Here is a 21,800-nt window from a genome sequence, read left to right on the forward strand (position 1 = left end):
GGGAACAGCGTCGCACACGGATGCCCACCCCGGGGCGGCTAGGCTCGATCCTCATGGCTGCCGGGGCGACGATCCACACGTTCGATGCGACGCTCGCCGACGTCGACCGAGGCGTGTACGAGTCGTTCGCGCTGCGCGTCGCGCGGCATCCTTCCGAGACCGACGCCTTCATGCTGACCCGGTTGCTGGCGTACTGCCTCGAGTACGAGGAGGGCATCGACTTCACCGAGGGGATCGCCGCGAAGGACGAACCCGCCGTGCTCGTGCGCGACCTGACCGGATCGATCGTCGCCTGGATCGAGGTGGGGGCGCCGGATGCCTCGCGGCTGCACCTCGGGAGCAAGCAGGCCGACCGCGTCGCGGTCTACACCCAGCGCAACCCCGGCCCCATCGTGGCCGCGTGGGCGGGGAAGAAGATCCACCGCGTCTCGGAGATCGCCCTTCACAGCTTCGAGCCGGGCTTCATCGACACGCTCGTCTCGGCGCTCGACCGCCGCAACACCGTGACGGTCTCGGTCACCGAGCGCCACCTCTACGTCGAACTCAACGGCGTCACCGCCGAGTCCGACGTCATCACTCAGCCCGCGGGCTGAATGCCTGCCTCACCGGGAGCCTCCGGCGCAGCGGAGGAGGTCGGGGCCTCGGACACGAAGACGTCGACTCCGGCATCGGTGAGGACGAACTGCAGCGCCGTGCCGACGGGATAGCGCTCGAGGAGCTCCTCGGGCTGATCGTCCCAGACGATGAAGGAGACGGCCGCGGGGAACGCGCCGGCCGAGCAGCCCTGATACGACGATCCGCTGACGGAGCCGTCGCCCTGGTCGTCGTCGATGCGCGCGACCGCGAGACAGATGTTGTCCCCTCCCCGCCAGATGTCCGTGGTGCGGAACACCGACAGGCCGAGAAACTTCTCGAACGACCCCGCATCGACCCCGTCGCCATACGGGCGCATGAAATCGGGGATCTCCTCGCCCGTCGGCAGCAGCGTCGTGACGTGCGAGACTCCCGCGTCCGGCGGCAGCGCGGTCGCGGTCGAGGCGCTGCGGGCCGTGGCGAACGCGGTGATCCCGACCGAGACGACCGCCACCGCGACGAGCGAACCGGCCCAGATGAGCAGCGGGCGCAGCCGTCGCGCGCGGGGAGCCGTCGGCCCCGCGTCGTCATCCCGGGACTCGTCGGTCTGCGACTGGTCAGCCCGCGGATCGTCGGATCGGGGCGTAGCCAGGTCGGGGATCCCGTCGATGATCGGCGGACGCACGGGCTCCGGATCGGGTTCAGGCGCGTGCGCGTGCGGCAGCCGGTCTTCGCGTTCGCGCGCCTCGAACTCCACCAGCCGAGCCAGGGCGGCGGGATCGTCGGCGATGTCGCCGCCCGGCGCGTAGGCGCGGACGCGGAGGGCCCGGAGCTCCGCGGCAACTCCCTCGTCCATCCCTGCATCGTGACATATTCCGCGGGTCGTGGGGGCGGCGAACCTCACCGGTTTCGTCGACTGACGCGCCGCGCTCCGTTAGCATTCCAGCCATGGCACCCCTGCGCGCCCCGGTGCGCCTGGATCGCCCACGTCTCCTCTCGGCGCTCGCATCGCCGGCGCCCCTCGTCGCCCTGCTCGGGCCGGACGGGTCGGGGGCGAGCACTCTGCTCCGGCAGTTCGCAGAGGGGCGTCGCGACGTCACGTGGGCCGGAGACGGGCGGATACCGGACGAGGTCTCACGCACGCTCATCATCGATGACGGCGACTCCCTCTCTCCCGGCGCATGGGAACGACTGCGACAGCTGCGAGCCACCAGGCCCGACCTGATCGTGCGTCTCACCGTGAGGAGCGCCCGCGCTGTGCCCCTGGCCTGGGACGTGGAGTGGGTGCGCGATCTCGCGTTCACCCTCGACGAGACGATCACCTACGTCGCCGCGCGCGGCTCCCACCTGGATCCTCGCGCGGTGCAGGCGGCGACGGGTGGGCTGCCGGCGGCCGTCGTCGCGGTCGTCGAGGCGAACGTCACCGACCCCGCGGCGGTCCAGCTCGTGCTGGCGCGGCTGGCGCCGCATCCGCTTCCTGCCACGTCGGCGGCGCTGGCCGTGCCCGAGTTCCTCACCCCCCGGCTGGCTGCACAGCTCGGCGGAGGCGACGACGTCATCGAACGGGCCGAACGGACGGGGCACGGCGAATGGCGCACCGACGACGGGACGCTGATCTTCGCCCTCACGGCGCCGATACGAGCCGCCACGCTCGCCGCCGCGCCCATCGCAGCGGAGGACCAGCGCGCCATCCGTCATCGGGCCGCCCGTGCGCTCCTTCAGGAGGGGGCGGGGCTGGGGGCGGTCGTCGAAGGCGCGGCGGCCGACGCGCTCGACATCGTCGATGCTGCGCTGCGCCGCGACGGGCTCAAGCTGCTCTGGGGGAACGGCGCGCGCATCGCAGCAGCCCTCCGTCCGATCCCGTTGCTGCAGCTGCGTCGCTGGCCCGTCATCGCCCTCGCCCAGGCACTCATCCTCAACGCCCGCCGGGAGCACCGGGTACGCGCGGCCGAGCTGCTCGGCGTCGCGCTGCTCGGTGTGCAGACGGGGCAGAGCGAACCGGCCGACCGTGCGCTGCTGCGGATCATCGAGTCGGTCGCCCGCCGCCTCACCGGGGTCGGAGACCGTGGTGTTCGAGCCGCACGTCTGGCCGCGCAGACCCTCGACGAACTGCCTCCCGACGACCTCGAGCAGCTGCGCGGACTGCGGGGCGACCTCCACGCGCACGCGGCGATCAGCCTGCTGTACGGGGGAGACGACCGAGCCGCGGGCGATCAGTTCGAGCAGGCGCTCGCCACGGCGACCCGGCCCAGCGTCGAACTCCTCGCTTACGGCGGGTTGGCCCTCATCCAGGCGAGCGCCGGTGAGCTCCCGGCCGCGCAGAGCTGGGTCGAGCAAACGCTCGCGCGCCCCTGGCCTGACGACATCCTCGACGAGTATCAGGGCAGTCTGCTGCGGATCGCCGAGAGCCGGCTGGCGCTCGAACGCGGCGATGCCGCCGCAGCAGAGGCCGCCGTCGCGACCATCTGGCCGATCATCGACACCATCGAGCACTGGCCGGCGCTCGGCGCCGCGCGCGCATGGGCCGACATCTCGGCGGGGCGCCCCGTCGAAGGCCTCGAGCGGCTGCGGTCGCTGCGGTCGCGACGTGGCAGGAGGATGTCGGCGAGCTCGCCGGCCGCACGCATGCTCGACGCCACCGAGAGCATGCTCGCTCTCGCCGCGGCGGATCTCGCGTCAGCGCGACGCCTCGCGTCACGCCCGTCGGACCGCGCCGAGGTCGTGCTCGCTGCGGCGCGGGTCGCGGTCTTCGATCGGCAGCACGAGCGCGCTCTCAAGCTTCTCAACGCTGTCATGACGCGCACACCTCGGCAGCGGACCGAGGCAGCCGCGCTGGAGGCGATCCTGCTCCACCGTCTCGGTCGCGTCGACGAGGCTCGAGCGCTCGCCGGCCGCGCGGGAGCCCTCGCCCGCACCTACGGGTTGCGCACCCCGTTCCTCATCCTTCCCGCCGCCGAGCACGACCTGTTCCAGGGTGACGTCGACGACCTGCCCGCTCCGGTCACGATCGCGGGCGTCGCCCCGCAGCTCACGACGCGAGAGAGCATCGTCGCTCGTCACCTCGTCGACACGGCGAACATGGAAGAGATCGCCGCGCGCCTTCACGTCTCCATCAACACCGTGAAGTCGCAGCGACGCTCCCTCTATCGCAAGCTCGGCGCCTCGTCGCGTGAGGAGGCCATCGCCGCCGCCCTCGCTTACGGCCTTCTGGCGGGGGCCGATCCGACCCGGGCGATGATCGCGGTCGATGACAGCGCGGCCAGCGCCGCGAGGACGAAGAGGACACCGTAGGAGCCCGAGCCGAGGATCAGCACGAGCCCGGCCAGGGCGGGGGCGAGCGTCTGCGGCACGATGGTCGCCAGACCCAGCAGACCGAGGTCTCGTCCCGAATCGTCCCGTGACGGCAGGACGTCGATCATCAGGGCCAGGTCAGCGGCCAGATACACGCCGCGTGCCGCACCGCCCACCACGGCGAACGCCATGAGCCCTGCGACGTTCGGGGCGGCGACGGGGATCAGCAGGGATGCCGCAAGGACGGCGCTCGCCGCCACGATCCAGGGGACCCGGCGCCGGATCCAGAGTGCCCCGGCGACCGAGCCGCAGATCAGGCTGACGATGTGGAGGCCGATGACGAGGCTCGCGGTCCGGCCGGCTTCCTCGACCGACGCGCCCGTGAAGTCCATCACGATATAGAGCAGATACCCCATCACCAGCTGGTGACCCAGCACCAGGGCGAATCGGGCTGAGAAGACGAGCCGGAGGTCGCGCGACGCCCAGGCCTCACGGGCCGGGATGCGTGTCGTGGTCCCTGCGCTGGACCGGTCGGGGTTGGCCACCACGAACCCGACCGACGCGACGAGCAGCCCGGTCGCCAGGGCCAGGTACACCGCGTGCGGCGCCGCGACTCCCAGCCCGGCACCCGCCGCGCCGGCAGCGAGTCCGCCGGCGGCCCCCATCCCGAAGAACGCCGCCGCTCGGGGCCGCCGCGAAGGCTCCACCCGGTCCGCGAGCACAGCATCGAGCGGAGCCTCCACGACGTTGAGCAGCGGTTGCAGCACGAGCCACCCGAGCACCACGGCCCCTGCCGACTCGGCGTATCCCAGCGCCACCATGACGGCGGCGCTGCCCGCTGCCCCCGCGACGATCCACGGCGCTCGTCGGCCCCGCCGTGAGCGTGTGCGGTCGGAGGCCGCTCCCGCCAGCGGATGGACGACGAGCGTGAGCAGCGACGACGCGGTGAGCGCGACGGCGAGGATGGCGTCCTTGTTCGCGGCATCCGCTCTCGCGATCTGGGCCGGGACGAGCACGCCCGCCACAGCTCCGTAGACGGCGTTCAGCGCGAGCGCGGCCAGGAGCAGCGACCAGAGGAGCCGGGTGTGCACCAGAGCATTCTGGTGCGCGACGGCGGGTCACGGCGAAGCGGGGATGAAATCCGAGGTGAAGTTCGCCGTCATCGCGCGTCGCCAGCGCGCCGGGGCCGCCAGGGTCGAGCGCGATGCGCGTTCGCTGCGCTCGCACAGTCGCTGCCCGAGCAGCTGTGCCCCCGACCCGAAGGATGACCGTGAAAGACCTGCGTCCAGATTCACCGCCGCGACGACGTCGCGCCCGTCACGCTGCGAGAGGCCTGCTCGCCGCGGCCCTGTCGTCGGCCCTCGCTCTCGGCGGATCCGTCGCCGCTCAGGCCGTCGAGTCGGACGTGCCGCCGTCGACGAATCCGCCGCTGAGCGAGCGCTGCGACATGAGCATCGCGATCAGCGTCGACCTGTCCAACTCCGTGACGGACGCGCAGCTCGCGCAGACCCGCTCCGAGCTCGCCGGGCTGGCGCAGGCCCTGGAGGGGTACCCGCTCGCGCTCGCCGTTCACAACTTCGCCTCGAACGCGCCGGCGACCACGGGCGCCGCGAACGCGCCGCTGCCCCTGACCTCGCTCGCCGATGAGGCCGGAGTCGCCGCCGTCAGCACGTACGTCAACGGCATCCAGCGTCCGGCCAGCGCTCAGGGCGGCACGAACTGGGACCGCGGATTCGCCGCCGTCACCGCGTCGCCGGAAGACTATGACGCGCTCATCTTCCTCACGGACGGCAACCCGACTCAGTACGGCAGCCCGGCGCGCGGACCCGGCAACAGCACCGACCGCGCCGTCATGGACGCCTCGGTCCGCAGCGCGAACGACCTGAAGGCGACGGGCACCCGGATCGTGCCGATCGGTGTGAGCGACAACCTCTCCGGCCAGGCGCTCGCCGACTTCCGCGAGCACATCCGCCAGGTCTCCGGGCCGGCGGAGGGCTCCGATTACTACATCGCCGGCTTCTCCGCGCTGCAGCGCACGCTGATCGACATCGTCAACGAGAACTGCGTCTCGATCGCGCTGGAGAAGACCGGTGTGCTCGCAGACGACGATCGCGGAGTCGCCGGAGACACGGTCGACTACGCCTTCACGATCACGAACGACGGCGGCGTGACGCTGACCGATGTGACGCTCACCGACCCCAAGCCGGGCTTGTCGTCGATCCGCTTCGGCGCATGGCCGGGCGCCCCCGGCGTGCTCGACCCCGGCCAATCGGTGCCGGCGACCGCGACGTACACGGTGACGGATGCCGATGTCGCCGCGGGCAGCATCGAGAACGTCGCGACCGCGACCGGGACGCCACCCGCCGGTGCCCCCGTGTCGGATGAGGCGCCCGCGCTGGTCGCACTGCCCGACCCGGTTCCCGCGATCTCGCTCGAGAAGACCGGTGCCCTGGTCGGCGACGCGATCGCATACACCTTCACCGCGACCAACACCGGCGACGTGACGCTGACGGACGTGTCGATCACCGACGCCCTGCCGGGCCTGTCCGGCATCTCGTACGGTGCGTGGCCGGGGGCCTCGGGCGTGCTTGCTCCGGGTCAGTCGGTCATCGCGACCGCGACGTACGCGCTGACGCAGGCCGACCGTGACGCGGGTCTCGTCGAGAACACGGCTACCGTGGTCGGCACGCCGCCGACGGGCGATGCCGTGACCGACGAGGACGAGTTCGACCTGCCTCTCCCGCCGAACGCCGGCATCTCGCTGGTGAAGACGGGAGTCCTCGACGGCGACGCGATCTCGTACGAGTTCCGTGCCACGAACACCGGCGACGTGACGCTCTCCGGTGTGTCGATCACCGACGCCCTGCCGGGCCTGTCCGGCATCTCGTACGGTGCGTGGCCGGGGGCCTCGGGCGTGCTGGCCCCGGGCCAGTCGGTCATCGCGACCGCGACGTACGCGCTGACGCAGGCCGACCGTGACGCGGGCATCGTCGAGAACACGGCCACCGTGGTCGGCACGCCGCCGACGGGCGGCCCCGTCACCGACGAGGACGAGTTCGATGCGCCCGTGCCGCAGGCACCCGGCATCCTGCTCGAGAAGACCGGCGCGCTCGAGGGCGACATCGCGACCTACACCTTCGTCGTCCGAAACGCCGGCGATGTCACCCTCCGCGACGTGTCCGTCACCGATGCCCTCCCGGGTCTGTCAGCCGTCGCCTACGGTTCCTGGCCGGACACCGCGGGCGTGCTGGCCCCGGGCCAGTCGGTCACCGCGACGGCGACGTACACGCTGACGCAGGCCGACCGTGACGCGGGGCTCGTCGACAACACCGCCACCGCGACGGGCACCCCGCCGACCGGTGACCCGGTCACCCACGAGGACGAGTTCGAGTTGCCGGTTCCGCAGGCCCCCGGCATCGCGCTCGTCAAGACGGGTGTCCTGGAGGGAGGCGAGCTGACCTACTCGTTCACCGCGACCAACACCGGCGACGTGACGCTGACGGACGTCGCGATCGTCGACGAGCTGCCGGGTCTCTCCGAGCTCTCGTACGGTGACTGGCCTGCTTCGGCCGGTGTGCTCGCCCCGGGCGAGTCGGTGACGGCGACAGCGACCTACACGCCGACGCAGGCCGACCGCGATGCCGGCCTCGTCGAGAACACCGCATCCGTCACCGGCACGCCGCCGGCCGGCGATCCGGTGACCGACGAGGACGAGTTCGACCAGCCGCTCCCGCAGGGGCCCGCCATCGAGCTGACGAAGAGCGGGGAGCTCGACGGCGACCGCATCCGCTACACCTTCACGGTGACGAACGCCGGCGACGTGACGCTGCGCGACGTCGCGATCCAGGACGGGCTCCGCGGCCTGTCGGAGATCGCGTTCGGCGCCTGGCCCGGAGCGCATCACGTGCTCGCGCCCGGAGAGTCGGTGACGGCGACCGCCGTGTACACGGTGACCACGAGCGATCGCGTGGTCGGTGAAGTGATCAACACCGCTACCGTCACGGCGACCCCGCCGGCCGGCGACCCGGTGACCGATGACGACACCGTGCGCACCGCGGTGGGCGCGCTCGCCGCGACCGGTGCCGGGAGCGAGCAGCTGATGCGGCTCGCCCTGTTCGCCGGTCTGACGATCGCTCTCGGCGCGGCAGCCGTGATGCTGCGACGCCGGACGCGGGCCTGACAGCCGCCGAGGCCCCCGCGACGCACCCGACGTCGTGGGGGCCTCGGCCTGTGTCAAGCGTTCAGCGCATCCCGAGCGGATGCCGCTATTTTTATGCGATGACGCATCGAGCCTCGAAGGCCTCCGATTCCGACAGTCCCGGCGCCCGGGTGACCCCGGGCGCGCCACGTCTCGCGAGCGAGGCCCGCCGGTGAACGGCGACCTGCTCCTCAACATCGTCCTCGTCGTCGTCTTCGTGCTCATCGGTGGCGTGTTCGCCGCCACCGAGATGGCGCTCGTCACGCTGCGCGAGAGCCAGGTCAACGCGCTCGCCCTGCGCGGCAAGCGGGGTGAGAAGGTCGCCGCGCTGGCGCGGAACCCCAACACCTTCCTGTCGGCCGTCCAGATCGGTGTGACGGTCGCGGGCTTCGCTTCGGCGGCGTACGGCGCCTCGTCGATCGCGCCCTCGCTCGCTCCGCTGCTGGTCTCGTGGGGGCTGTCCGAGGCGGCTGCGATGACGGTGGCGACCATCGTCCTGACGCTGATCATCGCCTACCTCTCGCTCGTGCTGGGCGAGCTGGTGCCCAAGCGCCTCGCCATCCAGCGCAACGCCGCCTTCGCCTACGGCGTCGCGCCGGTGCTCAACGGATTCGCGAAGCTCATGCGCCCCGTGATCTGGCTGCTCTCGCTCTCGACCAACCTTCTCGTGCGGCTGTTGGGCGGTGACCCGAACAAGACCGGCGAGGAGCTGAGCGACGAGGAGCTCCGCGACATCGTGTCGAGCCACGAGGGGCTCCCCGAGGACGAGCGGCGCATCCTCGACGACGTGCTGTCGCTGCGCGACCGTCAGCTGAGCGAGGTGATGCGTCCGCGCCCTGAGGTCGTGTCATTGCCGGGCGGCGAGACCGTGGGTGCCGCGGCCGCGCTCGTGCGCGATCTGCCCTACTCGCGCTACCCGATCATCGATCAGACGATCGACGATGTTGCCGGGTTCGTGCACGTGCGCGACGTGCTGGATGCCGCGGGCACTGACGACGCGCAGCCGCTCCAGTCCATCGTGCGGCCGATCCGGTACTTCCCCTCGACCGCACGCCTCCTGCCGACACTCACCTCGATGCGGGCGGAGGGCAGCCAGATCGCGGTCGTCGTCGACGAGTACGGCGGCACCGACGGCATCGTCACGCTCGAGGATCTCGTCGAGGAGGTCGTCGGCGAGATCGTCGACGAGTACGACACAGAGGTCATGCCGCATCCGCTTTCGGGTGACGGCGGACCCGTCGACGGGCGGCTGAACCTGCAGGACTTCGAGGAGGCCACCGGCATCTCGATCCCGCGCGGGACGTCCGACACCGTCGCCGGGTTCGTGATCGAGCAGCTCGGGCGCCTCGCGAGGGTCGGCGACCGCATCGAGGTCGACGGCGCGACGATCGAGGTGACGCGGTTGGACCGTCGTCGCATCGCCGAGCTCCATGTTGCGCGCGCGTCGACGGAGGGTCCCGCGGTCGAACCTGCCGAAGGGTAAACTGGGGGTCGGTGCGTCGGGAAGTCTGGTCGACATGTCCGTCGGCGACTGCCGACGGAGGATCGAAAGGCTCCTCGCATGTACGACGCTCTTCCCCGCCGAGCCCGGCTGCGCCGCTGGCTGTCCCGCGAGACGACGGGCGGAGCACTTCTGCTCGGTGCTGCAGCGCTCGCCCTGATCTGGGCCAATTCGCCGCTCGCTGCCTCGTATGCGGCGCTGTCGGAGTTCACGATCGGGCCCGAGGCTCTGCACCTGGACCTCTCGCTGTCGACCTGGGCCGCGGACGGCCTGCTCGCGCTGTTCTTCTTCGTCGTCGGTGTCGAGCTGAAGCACGAGTTCGTCGCGGGCAGCCTGCGCCGCCCGCGCGAGGCCGCGGTGCCGGTGCTCGCGGCCGTCGGGGGGATGCTGCTCCCCGCGATCCTCTTCACCGTCGTGATCCTCGTCTCGGGCGACGCCGACGCGCTGCGCGGGTGGGCGATCCCGACCGCGACCGACATCGCCTTCGCGCTGGCGGTGCTGGCGATCTTCGGCCGGGGGCTCCCGCCGGGGCTGCGCACGTTCCTGCTGACGCTCGCCGTCGTCGATGATCTGCTCGCGATCCTGATCATCGCGATCTTCTACACCGCGACGATCCACATCGTGGCACTCGTGGTGGCGCTCGCGACCGCGGCGGTGTTCGCCGTCGTGGTCCGGCAGCGGTGGGCCCGGTGGTGGGTACTGCTGCCGCTCGGACTCGTCGTGTGGGGCTTCCTCCACGCGTCCGGCGTCCACGCCACGATCGCCGGGGTGCTGCTCGGGTTCGCCGTCCCCGCCCGCCCGGTGCACGGCGAGAGCGTGGCGCGCACCGACACGTACGACGACCTGGTGCGCCCCTTCTCCTCGGGTATCGCGCTCCCGGTCTTCGCATTCTTCGCCGCCGGGGTCAGCGTGGTCGGAACCAGCGACCCCCTGGCGGTCGTCGCGCAGCCCGTCGTCCTCGCCATCGTCGTCGGTCTGGTCGTCGGCAAGGCTGCGGGGGTGCTCGGGACGACCGCGCTCGTCACGCGCGTCACGCCGCTGCGCCTGCCCGGCGGTGTCGGGATGCGTGACCTCCTGCCCATCGGTCTGCTGTGCGGCATCGGGTTCACTGTGTCGCTGCTCATCACCGGCCTGTCGTTCGCCGACGGCGTCCACACCGACGGCGCTCGCCTCGGCGTGCTCCTCGGAACGCTGCTGTCGGCCGCGGGGGCCGCCGTGCTGCTCAGCAGGAGCGCTCGTCGGGCCCGGGCAGAGGCCGGCGCGCCCGCCGCGCACACGATCGACGGCGAAGGCCCCGCGCTCGGCTACGACCGGGACGAGTGAGCGGTGGCGGCCAGTGACCGGCCGCGTCGTGCGTGTTTCGGATCATCCCGTCTCACGGATGGGCCATCGAGTCAATCCCTGCGCGCGCCACGTGCACACACCCCTGAGCACGTTTTAGGATGCCGAAGTGCCCGAAGTCCCGACGCCCACGCATTACTGGTATCCGTCGGACTCTGATGATCCCGGCACTCCCCGCGAGCGCGGCATCGCCGTTCTGCAGGCTTTCCGCCTCTACCGCGCCGCCGAAGCCGCCATGCGGCGGCGGACCCGCGACTCGATGTCGATGGGTGAGAACGAGCTGCTCGTCCTCCGCTACCTCATCAAGGCGCAGGGCGAGGGCCGTCTCGTCGGGCCGACCGAACTCGCCCGCTACCTCGGTATCTCGACCGCTTCGACGACGGCCCTGATCGATCGGCTGCAGAAGTCGGGCCACGTCGTCCGCCAGGCGCATCCGAGCGATCGGCGCAGTGTCCACGTCGTGGCCACCGAGAAGTCGGACGACGAGGTGCGGGCGACGCTCGGGAGGATGCACGAGCGCATGATCGCCGCTGTCGACAGAATGACCGTCGACGAGGCGCGAGCCGTGATCGCGTGCCTCGGACGCCTCCAGCAGGCCGTCGACGAGGTCGACGCTCACGCCCATGACCCACGGGCAGAGCAGGCGCGCAGCGACCGCTCCTGACAGGTAGCTAGTCAGCGGAGAAAGCCCGCGAATTGACATTCGTCAGGCGGGGAACCGCATGACACGATGGGAACATGTGTTCCCTCCCGGTGACCCCGATCGAGGAGCGTTTCACCATCGAAGGGCAGGTGGTGACGTCGTTCTCGGGCGTCGTCTCGCGCCTGGCCGCCGCGCACCCGTCGCTCGCCGTCGTGGACGTCGAGCGCGTGGTCCTGCGGGAGTGGGAGGCCTTCAGCGCCAGCCGCCCCGTGGTCGTCCCCATCGGCGTCGAAGAGGGTGCGGCCGAGATGCTCGCGGTCGAGACCTCGGCTCAGATCGACGGTTAGCGGATCACGCGCCCGCGGTCCGTCGTTTATCGGACCGTCCGTTGCGCGTTAGGCTCACTGCGTGGGCCGATTCATCTACGACACGCTGGGGAACTCCGTCGAGATCGACGACCGTACTCTGGCACACCTGCGCATCGTCATCATGAACAAGCTGCGCCGTTCCGAGCCGTTCATGTTCGACATCGATCTGCCCCGCGGGGGTGAGCGTCGCAGCTACTGGATCCACCCGTCCGTGCCGCTGCAGTTCCATTTCTCGGGCAGCAGGCAGCCGCGGATCAACCGGCATTGGGTCGAGGAGCTCATGCAGGTGGCGAGCGGCCCGGCGGGACTCTCCATCGTTCCCGAGCCCGTGGACGACGGCGCACCCGAAGTCGGCTGACGTCGCCTGAGGCAGACCGCTCAGGCAGACCGCCGGCGGCACACAGCCCGTCAGGCAGTCGTGTCGCTTCCGGACGGTGCGACCGTGTCGGGGTCGTCCAGATGCTCGGCGACGATCATGATGCCGCCGGACGAGTTGGCCGAGTTCGCCATCTCCTCGACCCACTCGCGGCTGAGCGTCGTCGGCTCGGGGTCGTCGAAAGCGAATCGGAGCGGGATCGAGGGGTGCAGCCAGATCGTGCTTCGCCCGGTGGGCTCGCCGTCGGGGTGTCGCCACGAGAGCGTGAAGCTCTCTCCGCGCCGCAGCTTCGTGGCGATGACCACCTTGAGGTGCGCCAGCGTGCGGTCTTCGATGTGGATCGGCGATGCGCCGTCTCCGTAGTAGATGGTGCCCACGACACCACATTAAACCGCCGCGAGACGAACCCCAATCTTGTTGTCAAGGCCTCGACGCTCCGTGGATAGCGGAGAAAAGTTGAAGTCGATGACGATCGATCCCCGCCCCGATGACGAGCTCGAGCCGAGAGGTGCCGGCCCGCTCGACGACGATGTGTTCGCGGATCTCCCGGCCTTCGATGTCGTCGACGGCGAGCTGATGCCGCGCGCTCCGAAGCGCCGTCAGTGACAATGGCGGGATGACGGCGAACGGCGCGCGGACCGGCGGCAGCGGGGATGACGGGTTCGACGCGGTGGCCGCGGAGCTGCTCGTCGTGCCGCCGGGAGACTTCGTCGCGGCCCGTAACGCTCGTGCGGCCGAGGCTTCCGGGGCGCTCGGCTCCCGCATCCGGGGTCTGCGCAAGCCGACGGTGGCAGCGTGGGCGGTCAATCTGCTGGCCCACGACCCCTCGTTCCGTGAGGCGCTCGAACTGTCCACCGCGTTGCGCGAAGCTCAGGACGACCTCGACGCGGCGGAACTCGCCCGGCTCGGCATACAACGGCGTGCCCTCGTCGCGGCGCTCGCGCGGCGGTCCGCCGACCTGGCTGACGACGCCGGTGTCTCGCTGTCAGCGGCGGCCCGTGACGAGGTGGAGCGGACCGTCAACTCGGCGATCGTCGATGCTGCGGCGGGGGCCGTGGTGGCGGCCGGCCGGCTGGTGCGTACGCTCGAACCGGGCGCGCTCGACTCGGACGCGCTGACGGACCGCGTCGCCGGTTCGATACCCGGCGTTCCCGACGCGCCCGACAGGCCGCGTGACGACCTCGCCGAGCGCCGCGCTCGACGCGAGGCCGAGAAGCGGAGGCGTGAGGCGCAGCGCGAGGCGAGCGAGGCCGGTCGCGTGCTGGCACGAGCGGAGGAGCGTCGCTCGAGCGCCCGGGAACGGGCTGACAGGCTGCACGAGCGGGCCGACGAGCTCCGGCGAGACCTCGCGCGGGTGTCCGAGGATGCCGAGCGGGCCGACGCCGCCGTCGACGAGCTCGACGACGTGGTCGCGTCGGCGCGGGAGGCGCTGGCGGCGGCGGAGCGCAAGGTGCGCGCGGCCGACGACGACGGTCAATAGCATCGAAGGATGCCGGATGCTGCGACCGAACTGATCTCCGACGCCCGCCGTCGGCTGGTCGGTGTTCCCCGCGAGCGTCTCGGCGTCCGGAGTGAGGGGCGCCGCCTGCTCGGTTTCGGCCGCGCCGCCCGCATCCTGCCGGTCGGGGATGCGTGGCATCTCGGTGTTCTGCTCATCACCGACGACGAGGTGTTCGCGACCGGCGAGCTGCTGCGAGCCCGGGCCGAGGCGATCCGCGGGTACACCGCCGAGGCGCAGCGTGCCCGCTCCGAGCGCGCAGCGGCGGCGTTCCGCGGTGGCTTCGCCGAAGGCGAGCCGGTGCATCTGGACTGGTCGCCGATCGATCTCGACGTCGTCGATGCGGGCGGGGCTTCGGGTCCGCTCGCGCGCAGCGACGACGGTGTCGTGACCGTCGCGTTCGCGGCGGGCGCCCGGATGCCGCTGGCCGCCTACCTCGACGACCGGATCGCGCTGCTGCCCTGAGGCGTTCTCGGGGCCCCCGGGCAGCAGCGCGGCACAGCCTCAGTCGTCCGACTTGCCTCCCGTCGCGCGCAGGCGCCGCGCTTCCGCGCGCTCCTCGGCCTCTTGCTTCGCGGTCTTCTCGATCCGGGTGGTGTCGCGCGGCGGCAGCTGAATCGTCTCCTCCGCCGGCATCCCGGCCTGCAGTTCGCGTCCGCGCTCGAGCTCGGCGTCGAACTCGGCGCCGAACAGCAGTGCGAGGTTCGTGATCCACAGCCACAGCAGGAAGATGATCACGCCCGCGAACGACCCGTAGGTGCGCTCGTAGTTGGAGAAGTTCGCGACGTAGATGCCGAAGCCCGCGGTCGCGATGGCGAGCACGACGATGGCGATGACGGCGCCCGCGCTGATCCAGCGGAAACGCGGCTGCTTGGCGTTGGGCCCGAAGTAGTAGAGCACGGCGACGAGCAGGATGACGATGAAGGCGAGCACGGGCCATTTGGCGATCTGCCAGATGAGCACGGCGGTGCTGCCCAGGCCGATCGCGTCGCCGATGGCCTCGGCCACGGGGCCGGAGACGACGAGAAGGACGAGCGCGACGACGACGAGCGCGACCGCGAGAAGCGTCACGCCGAGCTGCTGCGGCTTGAGCTTGAGGAACGGTCGGCCCTCGTCGATCTCCCAGATGCGGTTCATGGCGCGGCTGAACGCCCCGACGTAACCCGAGGCCGACCACAGCGCCAGAACGATGCCGGAGACGAGGGCGAAGCCCGCTGCAGGGGAGCCCGCGATCTCCTCGATCGGCCCGCGCAGAGTCTCGGCGGCGCCTCCGGGCGCGATCTGTCCGACGATGTCGAGCACCGCATCGGCGGCCTGCTGTCCCTGTCCGATGACGCCGAGGAGCGAGAACACGGCGAGGAGTGCGGGGAACGCCGAAAGCACGGCGTAGTAGGTCAGGCCGGCCGCGAGGTCGGGGCACTGGTCACGGCTGAACTCGCGGATAGTCCGCTTGAGCACGTGTTTCCACGAGGGCTTCTCGACATCGGTGATGGAGTCCGGCTTCGCGGGGTGCTCGGGGTCGGGTCCGTCGGTTCTCTGATTGCTCATGTCTCTCCTGGGGGATCGTGCACGCGGGGGTGATCGGCGCCGCGGGGGGAACGCGACCGTGCACCGGGCCGACGACGACGGCCGCCCCGGTGCACGGTTCGTGCAGCGCTCGCGCTGCGGGGGATGTCAGCTGCCGCTGACGTTGTCGCGAGCCTCCTGGGCGCGATCGGTGACGGTGCCGACCCCGTCCTGGGCGTCGCTCTTGACGTGGGAGACCGCCTCGGAAGCCGTCTCCTTCACCGCTGCCGCGGCATCCCGCACCGGCTCCTTCAGGTCGGAGCCGACCTGCTGGGCGACGCTCTTGGCTTCCTCGACGAGGGGCTGCGCCTGCTCCTTGACGTCGGCCGCGATGCCCTTCTCCTTGCTGGATGCGGGGATGAGCGAGGCGACGAGCAGACCGCCGGCGAAGGCCATCAGCCCGACGGCGAGAGGGTTGCCCTCCGCCTTCGCGCCTACCTTGTGGGCAGCTCCGGACACGCCACCGGCGACGGAGGACCCGGCGTCGTGCAGCGACGAGCCGGCGTCATCGGCCGCGCCCATCACCCGGTCACGGACGGATCCGAGTGCGCCTTTGATTTTGTCGGTCTGACGATGGGCGATCTTCGAGGGCGTCACCTTGTCGACGAGGGCGTCGGTGTCTTGGCTCAGCTCGCGACGCTTGCGCTCGATGTCGGCGCGGATCGCTTCCGGTGAATCGGTCATCGGTTCTCCTCATTTCTCTTCAATGCGTCGGGGATCTTGCCCAGGGTCTCGGCTGTCTGCGGGGCGCCCTGGACCTGCGCGAGCTGCTTGCGCCCGAGGGCGTAGAGCACGGCCGCGATGACGCCCCAGATGACGGCGACGATGACGGCCGACCAGCCGAGCCCGACCAGGTGGCCGAGTGCCCACCAGAGCGCGATCGACAGGAAGAAGATCGCCATGAGCGCCGCGTATCCCGCGCCGCCCAGCATTCCGGCGCCCTTGCCCGCGCGCGTTCCCGACTGCTTCAGCTCGGCTTTGGCCAGGTTGATCTCCTGGCGCATCAGCTCCGACAGGTCGCGCGTGACCTCGCCCAGCAGGTCGCCGAGCGACGTGTTCGCCGCCTGCTGCTCGGAGGGCGTGGGGTTATCGGTCATCTCGGCGCTCCCCGATGCCCTCGGTGTACGGCTCGTCGGCGGTCCGGCCGACGGAGCTGTCGTACAGCGGGGTGGGCTCGACAGCGTCCGGAGCGACGTCGATCGGCTCGTCGAGCGGAGCCCCGACGGGAGCGTTCGACGGGGCCGACGGCGCTGCGGGAATGCCGGTGGCTGCGGATCCCGGCGTGCCGATCGGCGCGTCGAGCGGAGCGTTCACCGGCGCGGGGGACGGTGCCGACGGTGCCGAGGGCACTCCGCCGACAGTCGTTCCGGTCGCCCCGGAGGCGGGGGCGGAGTCATGCTCCTCCTTCGCGCTCTCGGTGAGGGCGCGGGTGAGGCGGCCAGCGACGACGCCCGCGATCAACGCTCCCGCGATGAACACGCCGGGCTTGCGTCGGGCGAAGCTCTTCACTTCGCTCACCAGCGAGCCCGGGTCGCGCTGCGACAGCCAGTCCGACGCGCCGCTCACGCGGGTCGACACCTGGCGCACCAGGTCGGTGGCGATGCCGGGGTTCTCGGAGTTCTGCGCCAGAGAATCCAGCTCGTCGCCGATGGACCGCAGCCCGTCGGCGACACGCTGCTGCTGAGACGCCGCCTGCTCGGTGAGCTGCTGCTTCGTCTGCGCATAGACCTGCTTCGCCTGAGACTTCGCCTCCGACGCGACACCCGCTGCTTCCTGCTTGGCCGTCTCGACGACGTGCCCGGCCTCGGCCTTTGCGGCGCCCGCGACCTCTCCGGCTTCGTGCTTCGCCGTCTCCGCCGTTCCCGACCCTGATCCTGCCTGCGAGCCGGACGTCGGCTCACCATAGTTCTGCGACATCGGTTCTCCTCTCGGTACCGCTTGCGTTCGTGGGGTGCCGATGTAACGCCTCTTCCCCTCGTCTTGCCCCGGGGCTTGACGACGGCGAAGCGCTGTGGGATGGTCGCGCCTTCTGTACCGGCGCTGCGCGAAACGGATCCGAATCCGGGCCCCGGGGCAGGCTCAGGCGCACCTTCTGGCACGCGGGCGTGCGTTTCGGCACGCGCTGGATCAGAACGGTGGGCGCCCCGGATCGGGTGGGTCTGGGATCGTGGTGGCGACGGTGAAGGCGACGAGTGGTGGTGGTGCGTCTTCGCGGTAGATCCGTCCGGTGGGTGAGGTCCAGATCAGCCTTCCGCCCGCGAGTTGTTGGACTCGCCATCGGGTGTGGTGTTTGACGTCGTGGTGTCTCTTGCAGAGGTTCGCGAGGTTGCACACGTGGGTGGCACCGCCGTCGGATGCGGCGATGGTGTGGTCGATCTCGCAGCGGATGGCGGGTTGTCGGCATCCGGGGAACCGGCAGTGCCGATCCCTCGCCCGTAGCAGTCGCACCATGGCGGCGGTGGGCCGGTAGCTGTCGCATTCGAGGACGGTTCCCGTGACCGGGTGGGTGAGAAGCCGGTCCCAGGAGGTTGCGTTGCCGGCGAGTTCGCGTGCGGTGGTGGTGTCGATGGGCGAGCGTCCCGCGAGGTCGGCTGGCCCGTCGTCCTGTCCCATCAATGTCAGTGCCGACACCGCGACCTGGACGTGTGCGCGGATCGCCCCGAGCGTTCCGTTCCCGTCACCGGTGCCAGTCGGGTCGAGGGCCGGCGTCCCGGCGAGGAGGAGGTCACTGAACACGTCGGCGCGGACCTGGTCGATGGTGCGAGCATCCTCAATGAACGACGACCCGTCGCGAATCGTCGTGTCGGCATCGGGTAAAGCGCCGTTCGCGTCGGCTCGAGTGTCAGGCGCGCCAGGCGCATCAGCCTGGGCCCGCGCGTTGATGATCTCTCGCGCCTGCCGCGTCAGCCGGTCAACAATCCCATCCGCGATCACCGTCGGCAAGGTCGCGATCAGGTCCGACATCCCATCGGGCCCGGCCTGCACCCGCACGCCCCGCCGCTGCTTCCTCGTGCCGCTCCGTGAACGTCCGCGGGTGAATCCGCTCCGCGATCATCCGCAACGCGTCCCGCACCCGGTTGGGCCTCTCGCCCTCGCACCGCTCGACCGCAACCCGCTCGAACTCCGCCCGATCCGCCACGGGCACGAGGCATCCCATCTCCTGGATCAACCGCACGTGCCCCCGGACGATGCGCCCGGCCTCCCACGCCGTCATCGTCACCGGGTAGTTCTCGACGAGGTCTCGCGCCTCGTCGATACGCCGCTGCAGGGTCCGATCGGTCGCCACGAACACTCCGGCGAGCTCAGCCGCGATGCCGCGAAGCGCCATCTCGCGCGCCTTGACCTGCTCCGACGCACCCGCGGCCTGCCTCTCAGCCAGCACCCCGGCCGCGGCGAGCACCCGAACCTCACGAATCTGCGCCAACCGCGCAGCATCCGAAACGCTCTCGGCATCCGCGACGAGCTGAGCGAGGGCGTCGACATCGCTGTCGCTGCCCATTCCGCTGCCAAGCTCGCTATTCGAATGCATGTTCGAATACTGCCACGGATCCCCGACATCGGCCCGCGCTTTCCACAGGCGCCGCAACGCCGCAAGCGGCGCCTCCGCCACAAGACGCTGATGTCCAAGCGGAGCAGGGTGGGGAGTTCTCCCCATCGACCTGATGTGATCGGTCCCGATAGGTTTTCTGTGTCGGCTCCGGAGGGGGGTCGGGACATCTACTTTCAGGAGGGCCGTCATGGCTGATTTCGGTGCATCTTATGGCGAGATGGAGCAGGTTGCGAGCTCGCTGGCGCAGGCTCGTGATGACATTCAGGGTCAGCTGGACACCCTGAAGTCGCAGGTCGATACGCTTCTGGGCGATGACTTCAAGACGCAGCACGCGTCGGGCAAGTTCGGTGAGGGCTACTCGGAGCTGACCACGGGTCTGAAGAACGCGGTCGATGGCATCAACGACATGTCCGAGTCGCTGCTGGGTATGATGCGCGCGATCCAGGACCTCGACCAGCAGCTCGCCGGCAGCTGACCCCTTCGCGCGACATCGATTCGGTGCGGACCGGGCTGCATCCTGGTCCGCACCGAACTGAGGCGGTGTTGCGTTCGATGATCGTCGACGATGTGATCGAGCGGCGACAGGCACCAGACTTCATCCCCGCAGACCTGATCACTGCGAACGCGAAGGAGCAACCCGGGTGGCGCGAGTGACGGCGGAGACGCCGCAGGAACTGGCGCAGCACGCGACCGGCTGGGATCGAGTGTCGTGGTGGAAGCTCGAGGCCACCGCGTTCCGCGCGCACCCCGAGGTGCAGCTGGCGCTGGCCCGGTTGGCGCCGCGTGAGGCTTGGAGCTCGCTCGTGCCCGATCGTCCCGCTTTCGTGCAGCCGCTGCTCGCTTTCGCTCAGATCGCCTCCCTCGTGATCCCCGCCGTCGCCGCTTTCGCCTCGTTGCGAGCGGTGCTCATCGAGGGCGATCAACTGGATCTCGCGGTGGCGGGCACGGCGATGGGCGTCGCCGCCCTCATCGCGTTGTTCGGGTTGCTGTCGCAGCGAGGCCGCCCTGAGAGCGTGCACCCGCGCACCATGCGCACGATCGGCATCGTCCATCTGATCTCCGCGTTGGCGGTGGCGGTCGTCGCGGTGCAGGCACTCCTCGATGATCGACTCCTCGGCGCCTGGGGCATCGCCGGCGTGCTGGTCGACCTCGCGCTCGGCGCCTTTCTGACGTTCCGCCACCGCCGGATGCCGACGGATGAGAACCGCGACAACGTCGAGCGTGCCGGCGCAGGCTTGAACCGTCGGATCGACGCGCTGCCACCCGCGGCGGCGGCGGCGACCCTCACGACGATCGGGGAGGCCATCGACATCCTCGCCTCGCGTGAGCTGATCACTGCTACCGATGCTGCGCGCGCGCGCCGCGCACCGTTGGGTCTGCTCGGGGCCACGATGACCGCCGTGGCGGGCATCGTCCTGACGGGATGTGGAGCGACGGTGGCGCAACCGACGGGAGACGAGCTGTACCAGGAGGCGGAGAGCCTGTACCTCGACTTCCGCGAGACGACGAATGGCGTGCTGGCCGTCATCAACGAGGGGCCGTGGGAGGTGCGGACGTACGGGATGACCCCATCCGGTGTCGGGTGCGACGACGGCTGGAAGTTCGACCTGACACGCACGACCACGATCGATCCGGCAGAGGTGGCTGGCAGGCGCGACGCTGTCGCGCAGCACCTGGTGTCTGAAGGCTTCGATGTCGACGGCATGGATCTTGCGTCGGGCGAGGTCGCGTCTAGCGACGTGATCGTCCGTGAGCAGGGCGTCTACTCCCTGCTCACGGTGACGCTGGTCGACAACGGGAACGTCGTCGTCACCGCCACGTCGCCGTGCAAGCCCGGCGACAAGTTCGAGCTCAGCCGGATGCTGTTCGGCAAGGGCCCCCTGCCTGAGGGGTATCTCCCCGACCGGGAATCTCCCTCCGACCCCGTGTTCTTCGGCACCGACCGCGGCGAGCGCTGACTCTCATCGCGACGAGCCGACGAGATGTCGACGGTTCGTCGACGGCTGTCGAGTGCACCGGGTCGTACGGATCAGTCTGAGTGATGTGAAACTCACGAACAGGGGAGATCATGTCGAGCATGGCCGCCATCGGCAAGGGTCGTTCGGAGCAGGCGACATGACGTCGGGGCCCGCCGCGCGTTTCGCGGCATCGCGCCGCACGTGGGAGCCCATCGACTGGTGGCGTCTCGAAGCGCGTGCCTGGCAGGAAGCGCCCGAGGTGCGTCGGGTCATGGCCTTCTTGGCGCCCACCTCGGTGTTCCGGGAGTCGGCCGCCCACTCGGGGAGGCGCCCCGTGATGACGATCCTGCTTCTGATCTGGAACCTCGTCGGGATGGCGGCGCCGGTGGTTGGCGCTGCGCTGCTTCTCGGGTGGGTGTTCGGCCGAGCGGATATCGCCGCGGTCGGCGCTGCTGGTGTCGTCTTCGCCGCGGGTGCCGTGGTCGCCGGTGCCGGGCTGCTCACGAGCGGGAGTGATGGGGGCCGCGTCGACGCGGGATCCGCTCACGCCGTCGGCTGGATACACGCTCCGGCAGCGGCCGTTGCGCTGGTCGTATCAATACTCGCAGCGACCCAGGATCAGGCCGAGGGCATGTGGGGCATCGCGCCGATCGCGGCAGATCTCATCGTGGGCGCGTTGTACTTCGTGGTCTTCCGGCGCAAGCCGACGGACGGCTCCGCACGCTGGAAGGGGACGGTGGATCGGCTCGCCGCGGCCATCGCCGCCCTCGATGACGACACACGCGCCCGCATCCTGGCGGATGTCGGCGACGCCATCGATGAGCTCGAGACCGCGGGCCGCATCACGGAGTCCATCGCGACGGACGCGCGGCAGACGCCGCCCGGTATGCTCGGCGCGCGCTTCGCGCCCCGCCGCGCTTGACCGGGCGCTGACGCC

The 21,800-nt window shown here is 70.5% G+C and carries 21 protein-coding genes and 1 pseudogene; 14 read left to right on the plus strand and 8 right to left on the minus strand.

Going from position 1 to position 21,800, the window contains the following annotated elements; genetic code table 11:
• Window positions 1-53: 53 nt before the first annotated feature.
• Complete coding sequence (locus tag ABIC53_RS14100) at window positions 54-593, plus strand: YaeQ family protein (protein WP_269268216.1); 540 nt, start codon at window positions 54-56, stop codon at window positions 591-593.
• Here the strand turns inward: ABIC53_RS14100 and ABIC53_RS14105 are convergent.
• Window positions 578-1,429, minus strand: coding sequence for a hypothetical protein (locus tag ABIC53_RS14105; RefSeq protein WP_354451941.1), 852 nt, complete (start codon window positions 1,427-1,429; stop codon window positions 578-580). The two genes, ABIC53_RS14100 and ABIC53_RS14105, sit on opposite strands and share 16 nt — an antisense overlap.
• A gap of 92 nt (window positions 1,430-1,521) precedes the next feature.
• Here ABIC53_RS14105 and ABIC53_RS14110 point away from each other — a divergent pair, with 92 nt between their 5' ends.
• Window positions 1,522-3,864 (plus strand): LuxR C-terminal-related transcriptional regulator, encoded by a 2,343-nt coding sequence (locus ABIC53_RS14110; RefSeq protein ID WP_354451943.1) that lies wholly within the window; start codon window positions 1,522-1,524, stop codon window positions 3,862-3,864.
• Here the strand turns inward: ABIC53_RS14110 and ABIC53_RS14115 are convergent.
• Window positions 3,771-4,955 (minus strand): MFS transporter, encoded by a 1,185-nt coding sequence (locus ABIC53_RS14115; protein WP_354451945.1) that lies wholly within the window; start codon window positions 4,953-4,955, stop codon window positions 3,771-3,773. The genes ABIC53_RS14110 and ABIC53_RS14115 overlap by 94 nt on opposite strands.
• Window positions 4,956-5,134: 179 nt before the next feature.
• On the opposite strand from ABIC53_RS14115, the gene ABIC53_RS14120 reads away from it, so the two are divergent.
• The 6 genes from ABIC53_RS14120 (at window position 5,135) to ABIC53_RS14145 (ending at window position 12,273) form a co-directional block, all read left to right on the plus strand.
• Window positions 5,135-8,044: a CLIPPER-2 domain-containing protein gene (locus tag ABIC53_RS14120; RefSeq protein WP_354451947.1), complete on the plus strand. Its 2,910-nt coding sequence runs from the start codon at window positions 5,135-5,137 to the stop codon at window positions 8,042-8,044.
• A gap of 190 nt (window positions 8,045-8,234) precedes the next feature.
• Window positions 8,235-9,545, plus strand: a complete 1,311-nt coding sequence (locus ABIC53_RS14125; RefSeq protein ID WP_274179271.1) for a hemolysin family protein — start codon at window positions 8,235-8,237, stop codon at window positions 9,543-9,545.
• Window positions 9,546-9,623: 78 nt separating this feature from the next.
• Window positions 9,624-10,886 (plus strand): Na+/H+ antiporter NhaA, encoded by a 1,263-nt coding sequence (gene nhaA, locus ABIC53_RS14130; protein ID WP_354451949.1) that lies wholly within the window; start codon window positions 9,624-9,626, stop codon window positions 10,884-10,886.
• Between the two features lie 127 nt (window positions 10,887-11,013).
• On the plus strand, window positions 11,014-11,568 hold the full coding sequence (locus ABIC53_RS14135; RefSeq protein WP_354451951.1) for a MarR family winged helix-turn-helix transcriptional regulator: 555 nt from the start codon (window positions 11,014-11,016) through the stop codon (window positions 11,566-11,568).
• 74 nt (window positions 11,569-11,642) lie between these two features.
• Window positions 11,643-11,894: a hypothetical protein gene (locus ABIC53_RS14140; RefSeq protein ID WP_269268212.1), complete on the plus strand. Its 252-nt coding sequence runs from the start codon at window positions 11,643-11,645 to the stop codon at window positions 11,892-11,894.
• A gap of 61 nt (window positions 11,895-11,955) precedes the next feature.
• Window positions 11,956-12,273 (plus strand): DUF7882 family protein, encoded by a 318-nt coding sequence (locus ABIC53_RS14145; RefSeq protein ID WP_112617734.1) that lies wholly within the window; start codon window positions 11,956-11,958, stop codon window positions 12,271-12,273.
• A gap of 50 nt (window positions 12,274-12,323) precedes the next feature.
• Here the strand turns inward: ABIC53_RS14145 and ABIC53_RS14150 are convergent, their stop codons facing one another.
• On the minus strand, window positions 12,324-12,668 hold the full coding sequence (locus ABIC53_RS14150) for a DUF7882 family protein (RefSeq protein WP_112617735.1): 345 nt from the start codon (window positions 12,666-12,668) through the stop codon (window positions 12,324-12,326).
• Between the two features lie 88 nt (window positions 12,669-12,756).
• Here ABIC53_RS14150 and ABIC53_RS14155 point away from each other — a divergent pair, with 88 nt between their 5' ends.
• Genes ABIC53_RS14155 through ABIC53_RS14165 form a run of 3 tightly spaced genes read left to right on the plus strand, consistent with a single transcriptional unit; the run spans window position 12,757 to window position 14,254 of the window.
• Complete coding sequence (locus ABIC53_RS14155; protein WP_162815491.1) at window positions 12,757-12,897, plus strand: hypothetical protein; 141 nt, start codon at window positions 12,757-12,759, stop codon at window positions 12,895-12,897.
• 10 nt (window positions 12,898-12,907) lie between these two features.
• Window positions 12,908-13,771: a transposase gene (locus ABIC53_RS14160; protein ID WP_354451954.1), complete on the plus strand. Its 864-nt coding sequence runs from the start codon at window positions 12,908-12,910 to the stop codon at window positions 13,769-13,771.
• 9 nt (window positions 13,772-13,780) lie between these two features.
• The gene (locus ABIC53_RS14165) at window positions 13,781-14,254 is read left to right on the plus strand and encodes a glutaminase (protein ID WP_282501591.1); all 474 of its coding nucleotides are present in this window, start codon (window positions 13,781-13,783) and stop codon (window positions 14,252-14,254) included.
• 39 nt (window positions 14,255-14,293) lie between these two features.
• Here ABIC53_RS14165 and ABIC53_RS14170 read toward each other — a convergent pair whose 3' ends face one another.
• From ABIC53_RS14170 to ABIC53_RS15105, 5 genes and pseudogenes are all read right to left on the minus strand, one after another.
• Window positions 14,294-15,337 (minus strand): YihY/virulence factor BrkB family protein, encoded by a 1,044-nt coding sequence (locus tag ABIC53_RS14170; protein ID WP_282501590.1) that lies wholly within the window; start codon window positions 15,335-15,337, stop codon window positions 14,294-14,296.
• 126 nt (window positions 15,338-15,463) lie between these two features.
• Entirely contained in the window at window positions 15,464-16,039 is a 576-nt protein-coding gene (locus ABIC53_RS14175; protein WP_282501588.1) for a DUF3618 domain-containing protein, read from the minus strand.
• Window positions 16,036-16,452 (minus strand): phage holin family protein, encoded by a 417-nt coding sequence (locus ABIC53_RS14180; RefSeq protein WP_112617740.1) that lies wholly within the window; start codon window positions 16,450-16,452, stop codon window positions 16,036-16,038. The genes ABIC53_RS14175 and ABIC53_RS14180 overlap by 4 nt, the downstream gene beginning before the upstream one ends.
• Window positions 16,442-17,272, minus strand: a complete 831-nt coding sequence (locus ABIC53_RS14185) for a F0F1 ATP synthase subunit B family protein (RefSeq protein ID WP_114588804.1) — start codon at window positions 17,270-17,272, stop codon at window positions 16,442-16,444. The genes ABIC53_RS14180 and ABIC53_RS14185 overlap by 11 nt, the downstream gene beginning before the upstream one ends.
• A 210-nt stretch (window positions 17,273-17,482) precedes the next feature.
• Window positions 17,483-18,884 (minus strand): annotated as a pseudogene (locus ABIC53_RS15105) (HNH endonuclease signature motif containing protein).
• Window positions 18,885-19,092: 208 nt separating this feature from the next.
• On the opposite strand from ABIC53_RS15105, the gene ABIC53_RS14200 reads away from it, so the two are divergent.
• The 3 genes from ABIC53_RS14200 to ABIC53_RS14210 all read left to right on the plus strand — a co-directional run bounded on the left by ABIC53_RS14200 (window position 19,093) and on the right by ABIC53_RS14210 (window position 21,785).
• Window positions 19,093-19,380, plus strand: coding sequence for a WXG100 family type VII secretion target (locus ABIC53_RS14200; protein WP_112617469.1), 288 nt, complete (start codon window positions 19,093-19,095; stop codon window positions 19,378-19,380).
• A gap of 166 nt (window positions 19,381-19,546) precedes the next feature.
• A complete protein-coding gene (locus ABIC53_RS14205) occupies window positions 19,547-20,863 on the plus strand; it encodes a hypothetical protein (protein WP_354451961.1) in 1,317 nt (438 codons plus the stop codon).
• A 157-nt stretch (window positions 20,864-21,020) separates the two neighbouring features.
• Window positions 21,021-21,785: a hypothetical protein gene (locus tag ABIC53_RS14210; protein ID WP_354451962.1), complete on the plus strand. Its 765-nt coding sequence runs from the start codon at window positions 21,021-21,023 to the stop codon at window positions 21,783-21,785.
• Window positions 21,786-21,800: the final 15 nt, after the last annotated feature.

Source organism: Microbacterium sp. 1262, from assembly GCF_040544895.1.
GTDB lineage: Bacteria > Actinomycetota > Actinomycetes > Actinomycetales > Microbacteriaceae > Microbacterium > Microbacterium plantarum.

Excerpts from the sequence above, each read along its gene's own strand:
- ABIC53_RS14185 (WP_114588804.1), bottom strand. The coding sequence starts at position 17,272 with ATGTCGCAGAACTATGGTGAGCCGACGTCCGGCTCGCAGGCAGGATCA.
- ABIC53_RS14155 (WP_162815491.1), top strand. The coding sequence starts at position 12,757 with ATGACGATCGATCCCCGCCCCGATGACGAGCTCGAGCCGAGAGGTGCC.
- ABIC53_RS14200 (WP_112617469.1), top strand. The coding sequence starts at position 19,093 with ATGGCTGATTTCGGTGCATCTTATGGCGAGATGGAGCAGGTTGCGAGC.
- ABIC53_RS14160 (WP_354451954.1), top strand. The coding sequence starts at position 12,908 with ATGACGGCGAACGGCGCGCGGACCGGCGGCAGCGGGGATGACGGGTTC.
- nhaA (WP_354451949.1), top strand. The coding sequence starts at position 9,624 with ATGTACGACGCTCTTCCCCGCCGAGCCCGGCTGCGCCGCTGGCTGTCC.
- ABIC53_RS14170 (WP_282501590.1), bottom strand. The coding sequence starts at position 15,337 with ATGAGCAATCAGAGAACCGACGGACCCGACCCCGAGCACCCCGCGAAG.
- ABIC53_RS14210 (WP_354451962.1), top strand. The coding sequence starts at position 21,021 with ATGACGTCGGGGCCCGCCGCGCGTTTCGCGGCATCGCGCCGCACGTGG.
- ABIC53_RS14100 (WP_269268216.1), top strand. The coding sequence starts at position 54 with ATGGCTGCCGGGGCGACGATCCACACGTTCGATGCGACGCTCGCCGAC.
- ABIC53_RS14175 (WP_282501588.1), bottom strand. The coding sequence starts at position 16,039 with ATGACCGATTCACCGGAAGCGATCCGCGCCGACATCGAGCGCAAGCGT.
- ABIC53_RS14165 (WP_282501591.1), top strand. The coding sequence starts at position 13,781 with ATGCCGGATGCTGCGACCGAACTGATCTCCGACGCCCGCCGTCGGCTG.
- ABIC53_RS14110 (WP_354451943.1), top strand. The coding sequence starts at position 1,522 with ATGGCACCCCTGCGCGCCCCGGTGCGCCTGGATCGCCCACGTCTCCTC.
- ABIC53_RS14105 (WP_354451941.1), bottom strand. The coding sequence starts at position 1,429 with ATGGACGAGGGAGTTGCCGCGGAGCTCCGGGCCCTCCGCGTCCGCGCC.
- ABIC53_RS14180 (WP_112617740.1), bottom strand. The coding sequence starts at position 16,452 with ATGACCGATAACCCCACGCCCTCCGAGCAGCAGGCGGCGAACACGTCG.
- ABIC53_RS14140 (WP_269268212.1), top strand. The coding sequence starts at position 11,643 with ATGTGTTCCCTCCCGGTGACCCCGATCGAGGAGCGTTTCACCATCGAA.